Origin of the sequence: Streptomyces pristinaespiralis (assembly GCF_001278075.1) — a bacterium.
In the GTDB taxonomy this organism is placed as follows: Bacteria; Actinomycetota; Actinomycetes; order Streptomycetales; family Streptomycetaceae; genus Streptomyces; species Streptomyces pristinaespiralis.
The window spans coordinates 5,746,074-5,764,631 of the sequence record NZ_CP011340.1 but is presented as its reverse complement, the minus strand read 5'-3'; the positions used below and the strand labels follow the sequence as shown (position 1 = coordinate 5,764,631).

Genomic DNA, 18,558 nt, shown 5'->3' with positions numbered 1-18,558 from the left:
GGTGGCCGGTGGGCGGTGGCCCGCGCCCGTACCGGCGCATGCCTGTCTCCGGCCCGCCACCTTCGACTCCGGTTCCCACAACAGACGGGGCGCAGCTGTGTCGGTCAAAGTGAGTGTCGTCATCCCGGTGTACAACCCGGGGAAGTACATCGACCCGTGCATCGATTCCCTGGTCCGCCAGACCCTTCCGGCCGGGGAGTTCGAGGTCCTCTTCGTCGATGACGGCTCCACCGACGACACCCCGGAGCGGCTCGACAAGCTGGCGGCCGAGCACCCCCACTTCCGGGTGATCCACATCCCCAATTCCGGCTGGCCCGGCAAGCCGCGGAACATCGGGGTCGCCGAAGCCCTCGGTGAGTACGTCCAGTTCCTCGACCAGGACGACCACCTGGGCACGGACGCGCTGCGCCGCCTCTACGACATGGGGCACAGGAACGGCTCCGACATCGTCATCGGCAAGGTGGCCAGCAACTTCCGCGGTGTGCCGCACGGCGTCTTCCGTACGAACCGCGAGAAGTGCACGCTGCGGGACGCTCCGCTCTTCGACAGCCTCACGCCGCACAAGATGTTCCGCACCGCGTTCCTGCGCGAGCACGGCATCGCCTATCCCGAGGGCAAGCGCCGCCTCGAGGACCAGCTGTACATGATGCGGGCGTACTTCCCCGCCAAGGTCGTCTCGATCCTCGGCACGTACACCTGCTACCACTACTCGAAGCGGGACGACGGCAAGAACGCCGGGTCGGCGAAGCTCGTCCCCGAGGGCTACTACGGCAACCTCCGCGAGGTCCTCGACGTCGTCGTCGCCAACACCGAGCCGGGTGCGCTGCGGGACCGGGTGCTGCGCCGCTTCTACCGGGTGGAGATGCTGGGCCGCCTCAGTGAGCCGGCGGTGCTCAAGTACGAGGACGACTATCTGCGCGAGATGGTCGACGCCGTACGGCCGCTCGCACTGGAGTACATGGACGACTCCGTGCACGACGGCCTCGGGCCGATGCTGCGGATGCGCTCCACGCTGCTGCGTGAGAACAACGCGGAAGGGCTGGTGCGGCTCGCCCGTCTCGGTGCGTCCGTCAAGGGCTCCGCACGGCTCGAGAACGTGCGGTGGGAGACCGACGGCCGGATCACGGTGACCATGGCCGGACGGCTGGTCCACGGCGAGCAGCGGCTGCCGCTGAAGCTCCTGCGCCGTGACGAGCGGCTCTACGTGCACCCCGACATCACGTCCGGCTTCCTCCCCGAGGGCGCACTCCTCGACATCACCGACGATCTCGCCGGCTTCCAGGCAGAGCTGTCGCTGCGTGATCGCGAGAAGGCCGTGGAGTGGCTGTGCCCGACCACGCTCGAGACCCGCGTCGAGATGCTCGACGACGAGGACGACGAGATCGCCGAGTCCGGCGCGAACGGACCGGACGGAGCGGGCCGGACCTGCGAGGTCGTGCTCCGCGGCACCGGCGTGCTGTCCACCCAGGGCGGCCGCAAGGGCCGGGGCAGCCTTCCGCGGGGCTTCTGGGACGCCTGGGTGAGCGTGCGGGGCCTCGGTCTCGTGCGCAAGACCCGGCTGGGCGCCGAGCGTGCGGAGCACGTCGACGGCCAGTGCCTCCCGGCGCTGCTGTCCGCGCCCGCCCGCCCCGTGATCCCGTACTTCACCGACCCGCACGGCAATCTGACCCTCGACGTCTCCCGTCGCGGCAAGAAGCTGGTCCCGTACATGGAGGGCCGCACCGTGCTGTGCATGCCGGGGCGTTCGCCGCAGCTGCGGCTCGACCTGGTCACGACCGCCACGACCGCTCCCACGGCGGTGCAGCTGGTGCTGAGCAAGCCGCCGGCCGCGCCCGCCCCTGACGCGACCGGAGCGGCGGAGACGGGACGGCAGGAACCGGAGACCTCGGAGGCACCGGACGCAGCGGTCGTCCACGCGGTCCCGTCGACGCTGCGCCCGGTGCACGGTCGCGCTCACCTGTCGGTGCCCCGCCGGATCGAGGGTGCGCCCGCGGGCACCTGGCAGCTCGGAGTGCGGCTCGACGGCGAGAAGGGCCGGGCGCTGGCGCTGTGTACGGTGGACGTCGATGCCACCGGCCGTCTCCGGCTGGACGACAGCCTCCCCGCGCCGGACCCCGCCCTGCTGCGGAAGCTGACGGTGCAGCGCCGCCGGGCGGCGCTGCGCGAGGCGGTGCGCGCCGTGGCCGGCCCCGTCGTGCGACGGCTGCCGTCCTCCGGGCGCAGGAAGGTCCGCCGGTTCGCGGCGCGGCTGCTGGGATGACCGGCACACCCGCGGGCCCGGCATCGGCCACCTGACCGCAACACCCGAACGAGGACAGGATCACATGCGGCAGCTCTCCATCACCGGCGCCTGGGTGCACGAGCCGAAGATCTTCCCGGACAGCCGTGGGAGCTTCCACGAGTGGTTCAAGGAGGGTGATTTCGCGAAGGCCGCCGGCCACGGTCTGCGGCTCGCCCAGGCCAACTGCTCGGTCTCCAGCCGCGGCACGCTCCGCGGTGTCCACTTCGCCGACGTCCCGCCGAGCCAGGCGAAGTACGTCAAGTGCGTGCGGGGCACCGTCCTGGACGTCGTGGTCGACATCCGGGTCGGCTCACCGACGTTCGGGAAGTGGGAGGCGGTGCGTCTCGACGACGTCGACCACCGCAGCGTCTATCTGTCGGAGGGCCTCGGTCACGCCTTCATGGCTCTGACGGACGACGCCACGGTCGTCTACCTCTGCTCCGAGGGTTACGCCCCCGAACGCGAGCACGGCATCGACCCGCTCGACCCCGGTCTGGGCATCGAGTGGCCGCAGGACATCACCCCGGTCCTCTCTGACAAGGACGCCGCGGCTCCGTCGCTGGCCGAGGCGGAGCGCCAGGGCCTGCTGCCGCGGTACGAGGAGTGCCGCGCCTATTACGCGGAACTGGCCGCGCGCGGCTGAGCCACGCGGGGCGCACGGCGACGCCCCGGGTCCGGCGGACCCGGGGCGTTCGCGGAGCGGTTCAGCCGGTGAGCCTCTCGAGGCTCCTGCGCACCGGCGCGAAGGCCGAGCGCGGCCGGCGCAGCGCGCGGGCCTTGATCAGGGCGGGCCAGAAGTCGGCGCCGAGCAGCGCCTCGGGCTGGACGGCGTTCTTGCGGACGAGGATCTCCTCGGGCACGTCCTGCGGGTCGGGCACGACGTACTCTTCGATGATCTTGTCGTACGCGTTCTTGAGGACGGTGCTCTCCGGGTCGGCGCCGAAGATCGCCACGACTCCGGTCGGCGCGGTGTCGACCTCGACGACGACCAGGTCGGGGCGGTACTTCCGCAGGACCTGGGCGACCTTGTAGACGTCGCCGGCCCAGAACTTGGTGTGCCGGTCGCGGGCCGCCTCGTCGACGTTCCTCGGGAGCATGTCGTCGAGCACGATCACGCTGGACCAGCGTGAGTGCCGCTCGACGTTCATGAAGTCGCGGAGCGCGTACTCGAAGAGGTGCATTCCGTCGATGAACGAAAGCTCGAGCTTCGGCTCTCCGCCGAGGACATTCAGCGGGTCCTTGCGGGCCAGGGCGCGGAAGGGATTGCGGCCGGTACGCAGATGCACCAGCGGGTCCTTGCGCGCGAAGAAGTCGTCACTGGTGGCTTTGACGAGGTGGACATCGCAACTGATGCTCGTCACCACACGGAACGCCGGATCGATCGCGACGGAAGGGACCCGGGAGAGTGCCAGACTGCGTCCGTCATTGACCCCGATTTCGAGATAGTTGCGGGGTTTGTACGTGCGGTGCAGTTGACGCAGAAAACCGTGGCGATCCACCGATCGAACCCTTCGCTGGGAATCAAATTGATTGATTCCCAGCGAAGTTAGCGTGTACGCGGCCCGGACGTAAATGTCTACTGGCCAGTAGCACCCGTTCCGCGCTCTGCTTCCACCAGTGCGGGGAACGCTTCTGCGAGCGCCTCGCGCCAGTCGCGAACGGGTTCGATGCCGGTGCCCCGCCAGCCCTCGTGCCCGAGGACGCTGTACGCGGGACGGGGCGCCGGGCGCACGAAGGCCGCGCTGTCCGTCGGCCGTACCCGGTCCGGGTCCGCGCCCAGCAGCCGGAAGATCTCCCTGGTGAAGCCGTACCAGGTGGTCTCGCCCCGGCTGGTGCCGTGGTGGACGCCGGCGGGGACCGTCCCGGCCACCGCCGCCCGCCCCAGCCGCACGAGCAGACCGGCGAGGTCGGCGCTCCAGGTGGGCTGGCCGCGCTGGTCGTCCACGACGTCGAGGGTGTCCCTGGCCGCCTCCAGCCGGATCATGGTGCGGACGAAGTTGGGGCCGCCCGCGCCGTAGAGCCAGGCCGCACGGATGACGTGGCCGGTCTCCGGCAGCAGCTCGAGCACCGCCCGCTCCCCCGCCAGCTTGGTGCGCCCGTAGGCGCTGCGCGGCGCGGTGGGGGCGTCCTCGGCGTAGGGCCGGGTGGCGTCGCCCGCGAAGACGTAGTCGGTGGAGATGTGCAGCAGGACGGCGCCGCTCTCCTTGCAGGCCTCCGCCACGTTCCTCGTGCCGGTGCCGTTGACGGCCAGGGCCGCGGCCTCCCGCTCCTCGGCGCCGTCGACGTCCGTCCAGGCGGCGCAGTTCACCACGACGGCGGGGCGGTGGTCCGCCAGGCAGGAGCGCACGGCGTCGGGGTCGGTGATGTCCAGGTCCGCGCGCGCGACGGGGACGGCGGGGACGCCCTCCGCGGCGAGCCGGGCGACGACGTCCAGGCCGAGCATCCCGCCGGCGCCCGTGACGAGCCAGCTCACAGCGCCGCACGCTCCTTCAGCGGCTCCCACCAGGCGCGGTTGTCGCGGTACCACTGCACCGTCTCCGCGAGGCCGGTGGCGAAGTCCTTGCGCGGCTCGTAGCCGAGCTCCGCGCGGATCTTGGTGCAGTCGACGGAGTAGCGGCGGTCGTGGCCCTTGCGGTCGGTGACGTACTCGACGCTGGTGTCCCAGTCCGCGCCGCAGGCCTCCAGCAGCAGTCCGGTGAGCTCCTTGTTGGACAGCTCGGTGCCGCCGCCGATGTTGTAGACCTCGCCGGAGCGGCCCTTGGTGCGGACGAGTTCGATGCCCTGGACGTGGTCGTCGATGTGCAGCCAGTCCCGGACGTTGCCGCCGTCGCCGTAGAGCGGGACCTTGCCGCCGTCCAGCAGGTTGGTGATGAACAGCGGGATGACCTTCTCGGGGAAGTGGTGGTGCCCGTAGTTGTTGGAGCAGCGGGTCACCCGGACGTCCAGGCCGTGGGTGCGGTGGTACGACAGGGCGATCAGGTCGCTGGACGCCTTCGCGGACGAGTACGGCGAGTTGGGCTCGAGCGGGTGCGTCTCCGGCCAGGAGCCCTCGTCGATCGAGCCGTAGACCTCGTCGGTGGAGATGTGGACGAACCGCTCGACGCCGGCCCGGTGGGCGGCGTCGACCAGCGTGTGGGTGCCGAGGACGTTGGTGCGCACGAACTCCGCCCCGCCGTCGATGGAGCGGTCCACGTGCGACTCGGCGGCGAAGTGGACCACCTGGTCGTGCTCCGCCATGAGCTTGCCGACGAGGTCGGCGTCGCAGATGTCGCCCTGCACGAAGCCGAACCCGGGGTGGTCGCGGACCTCGTCGAGGTTGGCCGGGTTGCCCGCGTAGGTGAGCTTGTCGAGCACGGTGACGGCCACGTCGCCCGGCCCGCCGGGGCCGAGCAGCGTGCGGACGTAGTGGGAACCGATGAAACCGGCGCCACCGGTCACCAGGATCTTGGTTGTCATGAGGAGATCTGTACCTTGCTGTGGTCGCCGAGCACGAGTCGGTGGGAGGACGGATTACGAGGAGAGGGTGTGACCTCGACGTCCCGGCCGATCAGCGAGGCCTCCACACGCCGCACACCGGAGATGGAGGCGCCGCGCAGGACGATGGAGTACTCGATCTCGCTGTCCTGGATCCGGCACCCCTCCGAGACGGAGGTGAAGGGGCCGACGTACGAGTCGCTGATCACCGTGTCACCGCCGATGATCGCGGGGCCCACGATGCGGCTGTTGCTGATCCGGGCCCCCTTCTCGATCCGGACCCGGCCGATGATCTCGCTGCTCCGGTCGACCTCGCCGTCGTTGCTCGGCTCCACCGTCTCCAGCACGGAGCGGTTGACCTCGAGCATGTCGGTGACGTTGCCGGTGTCCTTCCAGTAGCCGGCGATGGTCGTCGAGCGCACGTCGCGGTGCTGGTCGATGAGCCACTGGATGGCGTGGGTGATCTCCAACTCGCCCCGCCAGGAAGGCTCGATGGACCGCACGGCCTCGTGCACGGCAGAGGTGAAGAGGTAGACACCGACGAGGGCGAGATCGCTCTTCGGCTCCTTCGGCTTCTCCTCCAGGCCCACGACGCGGCCGTCCCCGTCCAGTTCGGCGACACCGAAGGACGTGGGGTCGGGCACCTTGGTCAGCAGGATCTGCGCGTCCGGGCGTTCTGTGCGGAATTCGTCGACGAGGCCGGTGATGCCGCCGACGATGAAGTTGTCACCGAGGTACATCACGAAATCTTCCTCGCCGAGGAAGTCGCGGGAAATGGCGACGGCGTGCGCGAGGCCGAGCGGCTTCTCCTGCGGAATGTATGTGATTTTCACACCGAATCGGGACCCGTCCCCGACGGCTTCCCTGATCTCCTCTGCGGTGTCGCCGACGATCACACCCACCTCGGTGATCCCCGCTTCCGCGATCGCCTCGAGGCCGTAGAAGAGCACCGGTTTGTTGGCGACGGGCACCAGCTGTTTGGCCGAGGTGTGCGTGATGGGACGCAGGCGGGTGCCCGCCCCTCCGGAGAGAACGAGTGCCTTCACGATTCATGTCCTCGAGTCGAGTGATGTTCCCCGAGCGGATACCGCTCAGCTCTTTCGACTTTACCCACGGTTCCCCTGCACAGACGGTGTGTTCCGATTCCGGGCGCTGCGCACGAGGCGCCGTACCCGTCTGCGCACGCCGCGCACCACCCGCCGGACGGTGAGGGCCTGCGCCTCTGGCGGCAGGACCCGGCAGCTGCCTGCCCAGTCGGACACGGTGACGGCGTACGACCGGTCGGGCAGACCCGCCGCGGGATCGCGGAAATGCGGATAGGCGAGGTACACGCAGGCCCGGCGTCCCGTCCGGGGCTCACGGACCACCTCGGGAACCGACTTGGCGGCCGTGAACTCCACCATGTCCTTCAGCAGGTCGAGCCGGCCCCTCGCCACGCACTCCAGCACCAGCCGCTCCCCCACCCTGATGCGGCCCGCGACGCCCTCGTTCCAGTACGGCCGGGTCATGGCGGCCGCCAGCCGCAGTTTGTCGCGCTGCTCGGACTCCGGCTGCCGGAGGAACCCGGGGCCGAACTGCTGGAGCAGCCCCACGGTGAAGGGTCTGACCATCAGCTGATCGCGGCGCGGCCCCGGCGGCTCCAGCCGGGCGATCACCCGGGCCAGGCCGTTCAGCGCCTGGAAGCGGTCCGCGTAAGTCCCGCGGCGTGTGGCGTGTTTGCCGTCCTCGCGGCCGACCAGGTAGTAGCAGTCGTAGTCGGCGACCACGGAGACGCCGTTGCCGGCGAGGTACGCCTCCATGGTGAACAGCGAGTCCTCGCCCGTGGGGAGGCTCTCGTCGAACGTGAGACCGAGCCGGCACAGCATCTCGCGCCGGAACAGCTTCTGCGCACTGAGCGCGTAGATGATCCGTGAGGAGTACACATCGGCACGCTCCACGGTCTCGGTGAACATCGAGCGGGGAACGCCGCGGCCACGGCCGGCCATCCGGCCGAGCACCACGTCCGTCCCCGCCCGGTCCGCCATGGCGACCATCCGCTCCAGCGCCTCGTCGCCGAGGAAGTCGTCGGCGTCGAGGAAGAAGACATAGCGGCCCCGCGCGAGGGAGAGGCCGACGTTGCGCGGACCGCTCGGCCCGCCGGAGTTCGCCTGCCGGACCAGCGTGGTGCGGACCTTGCCGCGGGCGGCGAACTCCTCCAGGTATTCGCCCGTGCCGTCCGTCGAACCGTCGTCGACCGCGACGATCTCGATGCGGTCGGCACCCATGGTCTGCGACTCCACCGACTCCAGGCAACGGACCAGGTACGGCATGGCTTCATAGGCACCGACGACAACCGTGACGTCGGGCACGAGACTGTCATTCATGGACATACAGACAACCCGAACCGGGCAAAGGTTGCGGTGAACGACCCTCCGGTCAAATGTACATATCACGGGCGCACGTCGGTTCACCCATGAGGACGACAGCGGCCCGGCGGCATCCCCGAGGGAGCCACCGGGCCGTGCCACGGATCCGTGGCGTCAGCCGCCCACGGCTGTGTCGCCCACGGGCGAGTCGTCGAGCCCCGGCGCCTGCTCGGGTCCCGCGAGCCGCTGCTGCAGCGCGAGATTACGGGCCTCCGCCTTGGCGGCCAGCGCCTGCACCGCCGTGTCGAACTGCTGGAGCGACGTCGGCTCGTCGGGTCCGAGCAGGTACTCCTTGAGCTCCCGCCGCGCCTCGGCACGGGTGTCCGCCGCGGGGTCGGCGACCGCCGCGAGCAGCTCGTCGAGCTCGGCGGCGCTGTTGGAGAGGATCACAGCGGCGCGCACCGCGGTGTTCTGCCGCCGGAACTCCGCCTCTCCCAGCCCCGCGGAGTCGGTGACCGCGTACGGCTTGCCGCTCGCGATGTAGTCGGAGACCACGCTGGAGATGTCGGAGACCATGCCGTCCGACTCGTTGAAGCAGTCGTACAGGCGCGGTTCGGGACCGGTGATGACCCGGTGCTCCCACCAGCCGAAGGACCGCCAGTACGCGGCGTTCCACTCGTCCTTGAGCTTGATGATCTCGGCCTCGCGCGCCGGGTCCGCCACCGAGTCGCGGGCCTCCTCCGCCTCGTCGCCACCGGCCTTGGAGACGCCCGACAGTTCCGCGAGGCGTGCTTCGAGGCGCTCCAGCTCGACGCGCGCGGCGGCCTGGTCCGCCGCGTCGGCCTCCGCCTCCGCCGTCCACCGCGGGTCCAGCGCCCGGGCGGCGGCGGCCGCCTCGACGAGCGCCCTGATCCGCGCGTCGACGGCCTTGGCCTGGGCGCTGCGGGTGCCGGTGAACGGGTGCGGCTTGTAGATGAGCCGGATCGGCTGCTCCGCGTTCAGCAGCCGCTCCACGATGTTCTCGCCGGCCAGCAGCAGGGAGGTGTTGCCGGGGTTGTCGTCCCAGCCCTCCCAGGTGGGGGCGTACAGGACCGTCGGGATCCGCTTGTCCGGCCCGCCCGTCCTGCTCTTCGCCGTCTCGATGGTCCCGAGCTGGGGGCGGCCCACCTCCACGATGTCCTCGCCGCGCACACCGACGTCGGCGAGGGCGTACCGGTCGCGGCCGGCTCGCCCGGCGGTCCACACCTCGTCGTAGACCTTGCTGTACGGGTTGACGCTGGCGAGCTTGTCGCTGTCGCCGTGGCCGATGAAGACGTGCTTCATGGTCGGTACGCGCAGCATGTGGATGTTCTTGCCGACGTTGGCCGCGTACAGCGCGACACGGACCGTCGACAGGTCCAGGTTCATCAGGTGCACCCCGCCGGGCACGCAGATCACCGGGACGGACGTGACGCCGAGCTGCGGCACGATGTTGCGCTCACGCAGCACGATCAGCGGCCGGCCGCCGATCCTGGCCATGGTGTCGAGCCACATGTTGACCTGGTACGCCGACTCCCTGGAGCCGGAGAAGTAGAGCATCACCGTCGGCTTGTACTCGCGCAGCCAGGCGTCCACGCCGGCCAGCACCTTGTCCGGCGGCGGCACGAGGCGGCCCGGCCGCAGGTGCGGGACGAGCAGCGCCAGGTAGACGACCGCGAGGACGAGGGTGAGCGCGAGTCCGGCGTACGCGAAGACGGTGCGGTCGGTGCCGACCGCGACCAGCACTCCGATGAAGGAGAAGACGTCGAGGTGGAGCATCTTCTCCGCCGAGCGGTCCAGCAGCGGGCGCGGCGGCGCGTCCGGGATGCGGACCCGGCTCAGATCGACGTTGCGCGTGACCACGGGCAGTTTGCGGCGCAGCCGGATCAGCGTGACCATCGCGCCGTGCGGCGCCTGGAGACCGTAGAAGCCGAGGAGGCAGGCGACCGTCACATAGAAGACGGGCTGCTCCGCGAACCCCATCCGGGCCAGCAGCAGCACGAGCAGCAGCTGGCGCACCAGGAACCGGATCGACAGACCGGCCCGGACCTTGGCGAGCCGGTTGACCAGATAACTGGACCGCTGGTGCAGGAACTGGTCCGCGGCGTACGTCACTGCGACGGCCGCCGCGAAGAACCAGAGGCTGGGGATTATCGCCGCGAGCATGATGCAGGGGAAGCCCAGCATCAGCAGGAGCGCGGCTGCCAGCTCCGGTCCGCTGCCCACGCGTGCCATGCGAATGGCTTTCGAAATCACGGAAGAACCTGCTCCAAGGGGGTGCCGACGGTTTTCTGCGAAGGACGTTGAGCCCCGCTCAACAGACTAGGGCCCCTGCGGGCGACCGCAGAGGCCCCAGCGCATGAGCATTCAGCTGTGTTCCTCGTCCCCGTGTCGGTCGAGGACGGACGCGAGGGCCTGCTCGAACCCGGTCGCCTCCGATGCGCCACGGGTCGGGTCCTGCTGCCGGACGTCGATGACATGACCGGTCAGCGCGGACAGCAGCACGTCGAGCGAGGTACGGGCGACGGCCTCCGAGGACAGCAGCGAACCGGCGGGCTCGACGCCGAACGCCTTGGTGCGCATCGGGGTGGCGGTGCGCTCCGGGTTCACGCAGTTCACCCGGATACCGTCGGCGGCCCACTCGTCCGCCAGTGCCTGGGTGAGGTTCACCATGGCGGCCTTGGTGGACGAGTACAGGCTGTACTCGGCACGGCCGCGGGTGTAGCTGCTGGAGGTGTAGAGCAGCAACTGACCCCGGGTCTCCGCGAGATACTTGTGCGAGGCGCGGGCGATGTGGACGGGCGCCAGGTAGTTGACGTTCAGCGCTTCCTGGATGGCCGCGTTGTCCGTCTCCGCCAGCTTGCCGATGCGCAGTACGCCCGCGGTGTTGATCACGTAGTCGATGCGGCCGCTCTCGGCGTACGCCTTGGACAGGGCGTCGTCGACGTGCTCGGGGTTCTCGACGTGCGTGCCGGTGGTGGAGCGGCCCAGCGCGTACACCTTGGCGCCGTAGGACTCGGCGAGCGAGGCGATGTCGGCGCCGATGCCGTACGAGCCGCCGAAGACGACGACCGTCCTGCCGGCCAGCTGCTCGCGGTAGGCCCTCTCGTCGGCCGGGGCCGGGAGGGCGGTCGAGGCGAGCTGGAAGAGCTTGTCGGCGATGAACACGTCGACCGGCTGAGTGACCTTCATGTTGTACTCGTCGCCCGCGACGACGTAGATGGGCACGTCCGGCAGGTACTTGAGCACCACCGAACAGTCGTCGGTCGCCTGGAAGTTGGGGTCGGCCGCCGCGATCTCGTACGCCTTGCGGATCGTCGACAGCTTGAACGCCTGCGGGGTCTGTCCACGGCGCAGCCGGGAGCGGTCCGGGACGTCGGTGATGAACTCGCCGTCCTCGCCGTGGGTCCGGGTCACGATGATCGTGTCCGCGGAGGGGATGGCGACGTCGACGGCCTGGTAGCGGTCCAGCGCGTCGACACAGTCCTTGATGACCCGCTCGGAGAGCAGCGGACGGACCGCGTCGTGGAACAGGACGTTGAGGTCCTCCCCCTCCGCGAGGCCCTCACCGAGAGCGGCGATGGCGCGCTCGGTGGTCTCGCTGCGGGTCGCTCCGCCCTCGAGGATCTTGGTGACCTTGGCCAGCCCGGCCTTGGCGACGATCTTCTCCACTTCCGCGACATAGCCGGGGGCCATCATCACGACGACATCGTCGACGGAGTCGGCCTGTTCGAAAATCGCCAGCGTGTGTTCTATGACCGCCTTACCCGCGATCTTCACCAGCTGCTTCGGAATCGCGAGCCCCACCCGCTGACCGGTACCCCCGGCGAGCAGGACAGCTGTGGTTCGGGATCTGGCCATGTGGTGCACGGACAAGGGGACCAATCTTGCGGGGGCTGGGGACAAGGCCGATGCTGACATTCGTGCTCACCGTCCCGCAAGACGGCTGACACCTCGCACACATTCGAATAAACCTGCTGTTCACCCTGGCGTTGCGGGGATGCGACACCGAACGGTACCTCTCGGCCAGGTGACTGACGCCACACGTTCGGATGGAGTGAAGTATCACAGAGCGGGAGAAGCGGCACTTACATATCCGCCACATTCATGGCGAGGTCGTTGGAGAGCGTGTAATAAACGTGCACGCGGATCTTCTTTCGTTGCCGTCCCGGCACACGCCCTGCCACCGCACGCAGCAGGCCCGCCTGCCTGCGCTTCCCCATCACCGTGTGCGGGTATACGAAAACCCGCTGCTTCATCACCAGATCATCGAGCAGCCGGCCGATCCGCACCGGCTTCACAGCCGGCGCACAGCGAATGAAAAAGTCCCATACATCGTTTCCGCTCATCTGTGAGGCTGCCGGTACGGCAGAGGAAAAACGGAACCGAAATCCGTCCTTGCCGACCTTTTTGCCGCGGAAAAGGATCTCGTCCGCCGTTCCTCCCCGGCGGCGCAGCACCAGCACGGGTGCGCCGGTCACCTCGGCGGTCCCGAGCATGCCGCCCTCGACGGTCACCCGGGCCCCGTCGATCCGGACGTCCGTCACCTCGGCGTGGACCGGCCGGTGCCAGGCCCGCAGCGAAAGCACGCCGCCCCTGGCCGTGTCCGCGTACGGGAGGAGGTGGCGCACCCCTTCGCCGGGCGTCACGCGCTCCGCCGCGCGCAGGGCGCCGCGCTGGTCGACGACGCGGGCCGCCACCCGCTGCCGGGTACCCGCCGCCGGCTCGAGGAAGACGTCCCACACCCCCTCCGGGAAGACCTCCGTGGCCGGGAGCGTCACCGCCCCCGCCGCGTCCAGGTCGAAGCTCCGCACCTCTTCACGCGCCCCGGTGCGCACGCACACCAGCCGGGCGCCTTTGCCGCAGCCCGCCGGCAGGGGTCCCACCGGGCGCACCTCCAGCGACCCGTCCGGAGCGACGGTGCAGTCGGCGAGGGGCGCGGTCGCCGGGACGCGGGCACGCTGCGCGACCTCGGCGGCGAGCTCCTCGAACAGCGTCTCGTACCGCTTGGCCACCACACCGGGGTCGAAGCGGCGCGCGTTGCGGACGGCGGCGGCTGCCATGTCGCGGCGCAGGTCCTCGTCGTCGACGAGGCGCAGCAGTCCCCGGGCCATGGCCCCGGCGTCGCCGACCGGGACGAGCAGTCCGTCGACGCCGTCCGTGATGATCTCGCGCGGGCCGTAGTCGCAGTCGGCGCTGACCACCGGCACACCGCAGCGCATCGCCTCCACCAGCGTCATGCCGAACGACTCGTGACGGGACGCGGACGCGGCGACGGCCCCTTTGACCCATTCCGACTCCATCGGCGAACAGGGCCCCATCAGATGGATCTCGTTGTAGAGGCCGAGCTCATGGATCCGGTCCAGCAGCGCCTCCCGCCGGTCGCCGGACCCGTGGATGCGCAGCGTCCAGCCGGGCCGTACGGCGGCGACCCGGGCGAACGCGTCGATCAGTACGTCGAACTGCTTCTCCGCGCCCAGCCGGCCGGCGGCCACGATCGTCCTCCCCGTGCCGTCGGAGGGGCGCACGGAGGGCTCGGGCACGCTGTTCGGGATCGACAGCACGCGCGTGGCGGGCAGCGGCATCTTGTCGCGCCACGCCTGCGCGTCCCCCTCGGAGACCGTCACGAAGGCGTCGATCGCGTCGAGATGCTCGTACATCTCCTCGCGCAGCGCCGCCTTGTGGTGGTTGTGCGTCATGTGCTCCTGGCCGATACGGACGGCGGAGGCGGGCGCGAACTGCGCGACGTAGGCCACCAGCCCGGGCCGGGTGCCGATGACGACGTCCGCATCCGAGGCGGCGTAGTGGGCCCGGACCCGGTCGTCGATGAGCCGGTTGTACTCCTTGTAACGGGCCTCGGAGCGGGGAAAGGCCCGGGACGGCTCGGCGAACAGCGGGTCCTGCCGGTCGTTGAGGGGGTTGGCCGGCCGGATGTCCACGACGGGCACGACGGTGATCTGGGGATCGACGGGGAACGCCGGCGGATCCCGGTGCCGGAACACGGAAACGATCTCGACCTCGTGCCGGTCGGCCAGTTCCCCGGCCAGGTTCAGCGTCGTGCGGATGGTCCCGCCGATGCCGTAGATGGTGTGGATGAGGAAGGAGATCTTCACCGTCGCTCCGTTCGGGTCCGCCCCGGGGACGGACCACGGTATGTCCGGAGAGTCACGGCAGGCGGGAATTGTGCCCAGTCGAGTGTCGGTGTGTCACCGCCCGACGCGGCACGGTCCCGTCGTGCGGGCGTGGGAGCCGCCACCGGCCCGTACAGCCGCTCTCACGTCCGTGCGCCGGGAACCGCCCCGGACCGCCCGCTCGTCCTCCCGAACGGGGGGCGGCCGCGCCGGCCCTCGGCGGAGTGACGCCGGCCACGGATGTCCGCGGGCTCCGCCGCGGCGGGTAGCGTGGTCGAATTCGCCCGACAGCCCCTGCCGCGCCCGCTCCACCGGGACGATCGGGGCCGGTCGCCGAAGATATAGAGGGGAAACATGCGAGCGGGCTCCATGCGCAAAAGTGACCACCATCACATAAGGGTTAAATAATGAGTCAACTTGCCTTTAACCCGCGTTCTTGGCACCATGCGGCGCTGACCGTCAGCTCTGAATGGAAGCCGGGATCGCCGTGAGTGACTCACTGCTGCCCTATGCGGTGGGTGCCGCCAAGCGGGCTCGCCGGGTGGCCGTACGAATGCGCCGCCGGGTCCAGCGGATGCACACGGTGCCGGCCATCGGCAGCGGAATCCGGCCACGTCCCACTCTGCGTCCCGTACATCTGTCCGTCCTCGGCGGCCGGACGCTGAACGTGGCCGTACACGTCCCGAAGAGCGCCGGGAGCATCGGCTCCGCCCACCTGGAACTGGTACGCGGCGGACGGCGCCACCAGCTCGATCTGGAACGAGAAGCGCAGGGCGACGGGACCTGCCTGCTGACCGCCACCACGGCCCTGCAGCACGCCGACCACCCCGAGTCCGGCCCTCACGGGGTCCAGCTCGCCGGCGGCCTGTGGCGGCTGAGTGTCGTGCTCGTCGGCACCGACGGCCGGTCGCTGCGGACAGCGATCTCGGCACCGCCGATCCCGACCACGGACGGCCCGACCCTCCCCGTCTCGCCCTCCCCGCTCAGCGGCGCCCAGTTCCGGCTCATGCGCTCGGTGGACGGCTGCGCGATCCTCAAGGTGCGCGGCCCGGTCCAGCAGGCCGAGCTCGACTCCTTCGACCTCCGCTGGGACCGGATCACCGTCCACGGCCGGCTGCTCGCCCGGCAGGCGCCTGTCGAGTCCTACCGCGCCCAGGCGGTCCGGCGTGGCAGCGGCTCCGTCGTCACGACGCGCCCCGAGTGGAACGGTGACGCGTTCACCTTCGATCTTCCCCTGGCCGCCATGGCCTCGGGGCGCCGGACCCACCGGTGGGACGTCCAGTTGCAGGAAGGCCGTACGCGGCTGAAGCTCGCCCGCCGGCTGACCGATGTCCGCCAGCCCAATCAGGTGTTCCGCACCCCCTTCCGTATCATCGCCCTGGAGAACGGCTCGCTCCTGCGAGTGCATGCCTACATCACGTCGGCCGGAGCGCTCGCCGTCTCCTGTGTCGCGTTCGAAGGCGCCGCAGAAGGCGCAAAGGAAGTCGCATGAAGATCACCATCCTGCTCACCTGGGGCGACGCGATGGGCGGCACGGAGATGGCGGCCTACACCCAGGCCGCCCAGCTGATGCCCCGTCATGACGTCGAGATCCTCAGCGTCTTCAAGACGGCGGCCGAGCCGTTCCTGCCCGAGGCGAAGAACCTCTCGATCCGCTACCTCGTGGACCGCACCGGCCGTTCACCGCGGCCTGTACGCCCCTCCTCCCTCACGGCGCAGGAGTGCGAAGCCCTCGCTTCGCTGCCCAGCGAGCTGATCCGGCCCTCGTGGGAGCCCACCTTCGACCGGCTGTCCGACATCGAGATGACCGCCGCCCTGACGAGCATCGACACCGATGTCCTGGTGACGACGACGCCCGCCCTCATGGCCGCGGCCGTCGAGCTCGTGCCCTCCCGCGTGGCGACCGTCCACCAGGAGCACCGCGTCTCCCAACTGCGCGGCGCCACCGGCGAACCGCTGCTCACCCATGCTCCGCAGCTCGACGCCCTGGTCTCGCTCACCGAGCTGACCACCGACTGGTTCGCCGAGTCCCTGGGCGCCTCCGCCCCGCGGCTGGCCACCATCCCCAACGCGATGCCCGACGGCTACCGGCCGCGCTCCGACCTGGGCAGCAAGACGATCGTGGTGGCCGGCCGCATGGTGCCGGAGAAGCAGCTCGACCACGCCGTCCAGGCGTTCGCCGACATCGCCGCCGACCACCCCGGGTGGACCCTGCGCCTCTTCGGTGACGGCCCTCAACTGGTCAATCTGCGCCGCCTCGTCGAGGGCCTGGGCATGCACAACCGGGTCGAACTCGTCGGCCGGAGCCAGCAGATGGCCGAGGAGTGGGCCAAGGCAGCGATATGCCTGATGCCGTCCCGGGTGGAGTCCTTCGGCCTGGTGATGCTCGAGGCGTTCACCGCCGGCGTCCCCGTCGTCGCCTACGACGCCCTCACCGGACCGTCCCAGATCGTCCGCCACGAGGTCGACGGCCTGCTCGTACCCGCCGACGACGTCGCCTCGCTCGGCGCGGCGATGTCCAAGCTGATGGGCGACGACGAGCTGCGCGCCGCCTACGGAGCGGCCGCCCGTGCCGGAGCCCGGGAGCGTTTCGCCCCCGAGACCGTCGGGAGCCTGTGGGACGAGCTGTTCGCCCTGATACTCGCGGACCGGGACGGGCCCGAGCGCCTCGGTGCCCGTGCCGACCGGGTGGCCCGCCGCATCGCGGCGGGAGGAAGCCGGACGTTCGCCGTCTCGGCGCCGATCAGCAGGCTGTCGCCCTCGTCCGACGAGCAGAAGGCGCGAGAGGTCATCCTTCAGGCGCAGGACCGCAACTCGCTGGTCCGTTCCGCCGGCCGGCTCGCCGAGGTCCGTGACGACACGCCCGCGTGGCGCATGGCCGAGATCAACCTCGAGCTCTCCGCCCAGGCGCTCGAGCGCCACGGCGTGGCCTACATCCTGCTGCACGAGCCGGCGAGCGTCGGCCACCGCCTCGCGGTGAAGGCGGACGACCGTGAGCGCGCGCTGCGCGCCCTCGGCACGGAGATGAACGGGCGCGCTGTCTACGCCGAGCTCATCAGCCCCGCCAGCGCGGCCCCGGGAGCGGTACTGGCCGAACGGCTCGTCGATCTCCCCGAGGTCGCGGGCGTCCGCGTCTTCAAGCCGCTGGTCAGTGAGAGCCGCACGCTCCGCTACGGCCCCGCCTACGGCTGCCGCGTCGAGTTCTGGGCCCAGGACGACACCGGCTGGTTCAACGCGCCCAACGGCACCACCCTCGTCGGCCCCCGCCTTCCGGCGCTCGACGAGACCGCCCGGCTCACCGTGGGTACCCGCGACTACCCGACGGCGGACGTGTTCGCCAAGCCGCTCATGTGGAACGTCGACTTCCCCGTCGACGCCGTCTACACATGGGTGGACGACACGGACCCGGTGTGGCGGGAGAAGCGGGACGCGGCCCGTCTGGCGCGCGGCCTGCCCACGGACGGCGCCGAAGCCGGCGACGTGCGCTTCCGCAACCGTGACGAGCTGCGCTACTCACTGCGCTCGCTGGCCACCCACGCTCCCTGGATCCGCAAGATCTTCCTGGTCACCGACGATCAGACACCGTCGTGGCTGAACACGGAGCACCCGGACATCCAGGTCGTGAGCCACCGCGAGATCTTCGCGGATCCCTCCTGGCTGCCGACGTTCAACTCGCATGCGATCGAGAGCCAGCTGCACCGCATCGAGGGGCTGGCCGAGCATTTCCTGTACGTGAACGACGACGTCTTCTTCGGCCGTCCCCTGGCTCCCAACAAGTTCTTCCAGTCCAACGGGAACTCCCTGTTCTTCCGTTCGCCGACGGCCGTCCCGCCGGGCGAGGTCACGGAGGCGACCGAGGGGTACTTCGTGGCCGCCAAGAACAACCAGGCACTGCTGGAGGACGCGTTCGGCCGGGTCGCGACCCATGGGTTCCTGCACACCCCCCACCCGCTGCGCCGCAGCGTGCTGGAGGAGATCAGCGAGCGCTGGCCGCAGCAGACCCGGAACACGGCCGCGACTCCCTTCCGCGGCTCCGACGACCTGTCGATCACGTCGTCGCTGCACCACCACTACGCCTATCTGACGGGCAAGGCCGCCCAGGGCAGCATCTCGTGCGGCTACGCCAACATCGGTGACTACCAGCACCATGTGATGCTGAGCCGGCTGCTGGCCGCCCGCCACCGTGACGTCTTCTGCATCGGCGAGTCGGCAGAGGCCGAGGTACCGGTGGACGAGCAGGACCGTGTCCTGCGGGCGTTCCTGGAGGCGTACTTCCCGGTCCGCTCGCCCTACGAACGGGACTGACACG

General features: G+C 70.1%; 12 protein-coding genes. 4 read left to right on the top strand and 8 right to left on the bottom strand.

The features are described 5' to 3' along the window. Positions 1–97 precede the first annotated feature (97 nt). Together SPRI_RS24495 and rfbC are read left to right on the top strand one after the other, a co-directional pair. On the top strand, positions 98–2,260 hold the full coding sequence (locus SPRI_RS24495) for a glycosyltransferase family 2 protein (protein ID WP_037774658.1): 2,163 nt from the start codon (positions 98–100) through the stop codon (positions 2,258–2,260). A gap of 64 nt (positions 2,261–2,324) precedes the next feature. Next, a complete protein-coding gene (rfbC, locus tag SPRI_RS24490) occupies positions 2,325–2,924 on the top strand; it encodes a dTDP-4-dehydrorhamnose 3,5-epimerase (protein ID WP_037774654.1) in 600 nt (199 codons plus the stop codon). Between the two features lie 61 nt (positions 2,925–2,985). Here rfbC and SPRI_RS24485 read toward each other — a convergent pair whose 3' ends face one another. The 8 genes from SPRI_RS24485 to SPRI_RS24450 form a co-directional block, all read right to left on the bottom strand. Then, positions 2,986–3,780, bottom strand: coding sequence for an O-methyltransferase (locus SPRI_RS24485; protein WP_005317722.1), 795 nt, complete (start codon positions 3,778–3,780; stop codon positions 2,986–2,988). Positions 3,781–3,857: 77 nt separating this feature from the next. Beyond that, the gene (gene rfbD / locus SPRI_RS24480) at positions 3,858–4,754 is read right to left on the bottom strand and encodes a dTDP-4-dehydrorhamnose reductase (protein WP_005317718.1); all 897 of its coding nucleotides are present in this window, start codon (positions 4,752–4,754) and stop codon (positions 3,858–3,860) included. After that, a complete protein-coding gene (gene rfbB, locus SPRI_RS24475; RefSeq protein ID WP_005317710.1) occupies positions 4,751–5,737 on the bottom strand; it encodes a dTDP-glucose 4,6-dehydratase in 987 nt (328 codons plus the stop codon). Before rfbB ends, rfbD begins: the two co-directional genes overlap by 4 nt. Beyond that, positions 5,734–6,801, bottom strand: a complete 1,068-nt coding sequence (locus SPRI_RS24470; protein WP_005317707.1) for a glucose-1-phosphate thymidylyltransferase — start codon at positions 6,799–6,801, stop codon at positions 5,734–5,736. Before SPRI_RS24470 ends, rfbB begins: the two co-directional genes overlap by 4 nt. Before the next feature lie 60 nt (positions 6,802–6,861). After that, positions 6,862–8,118 carry a glycosyltransferase family 2 protein gene (locus tag SPRI_RS24465; protein WP_005317703.1) on the bottom strand — a complete coding sequence of 419 codons (1,257 nt, stop codon included), beginning with the start codon at positions 8,116–8,118 and terminating at the stop codon, positions 6,862–6,864. Positions 8,119–8,274: 156 nt separating this feature from the next. Continuing rightward, positions 8,275–10,353, bottom strand: a complete 2,079-nt coding sequence (locus SPRI_RS24460; RefSeq protein ID WP_234020424.1) for a CDP-glycerol glycerophosphotransferase family protein — start codon at positions 10,351–10,353, stop codon at positions 8,275–8,277. 132 nt (positions 10,354–10,485) lie between these two features. Next, positions 10,486–11,979, bottom strand: a complete 1,494-nt coding sequence (locus tag SPRI_RS24455) for an SDR family NAD(P)-dependent oxidoreductase (RefSeq protein ID WP_397939682.1) — start codon at positions 11,977–11,979, stop codon at positions 10,486–10,488. A gap of 227 nt (positions 11,980–12,206) precedes the next feature. Beyond that, entirely contained in the window at positions 12,207–14,231 is a 2,025-nt protein-coding gene (locus tag SPRI_RS24450) for a glycosyltransferase family 4 protein (RefSeq protein WP_005317694.1), read from the bottom strand. A gap of 505 nt (positions 14,232–14,736) precedes the next feature. On the opposite strand from SPRI_RS24450, the gene SPRI_RS24445 reads away from it, so the two are divergent. Continuing rightward, the gene (locus SPRI_RS24445) at positions 14,737–15,741 is read left to right on the top strand and encodes a hypothetical protein (RefSeq protein WP_050791746.1); all 1,005 of its coding nucleotides are present in this window, start codon (positions 14,737–14,739) and stop codon (positions 15,739–15,741) included. Next, complete coding sequence (locus tag SPRI_RS24440) at positions 15,738–18,554, top strand: stealth conserved region 3 domain-containing protein (protein WP_005317689.1); 2,817 nt, start codon at positions 15,738–15,740, stop codon at positions 18,552–18,554. The genes SPRI_RS24445 and SPRI_RS24440 overlap by 4 nt, the downstream gene beginning before the upstream one ends. The last annotated feature ends 4 nt before the right edge of the window (positions 18,555–18,558 follow it).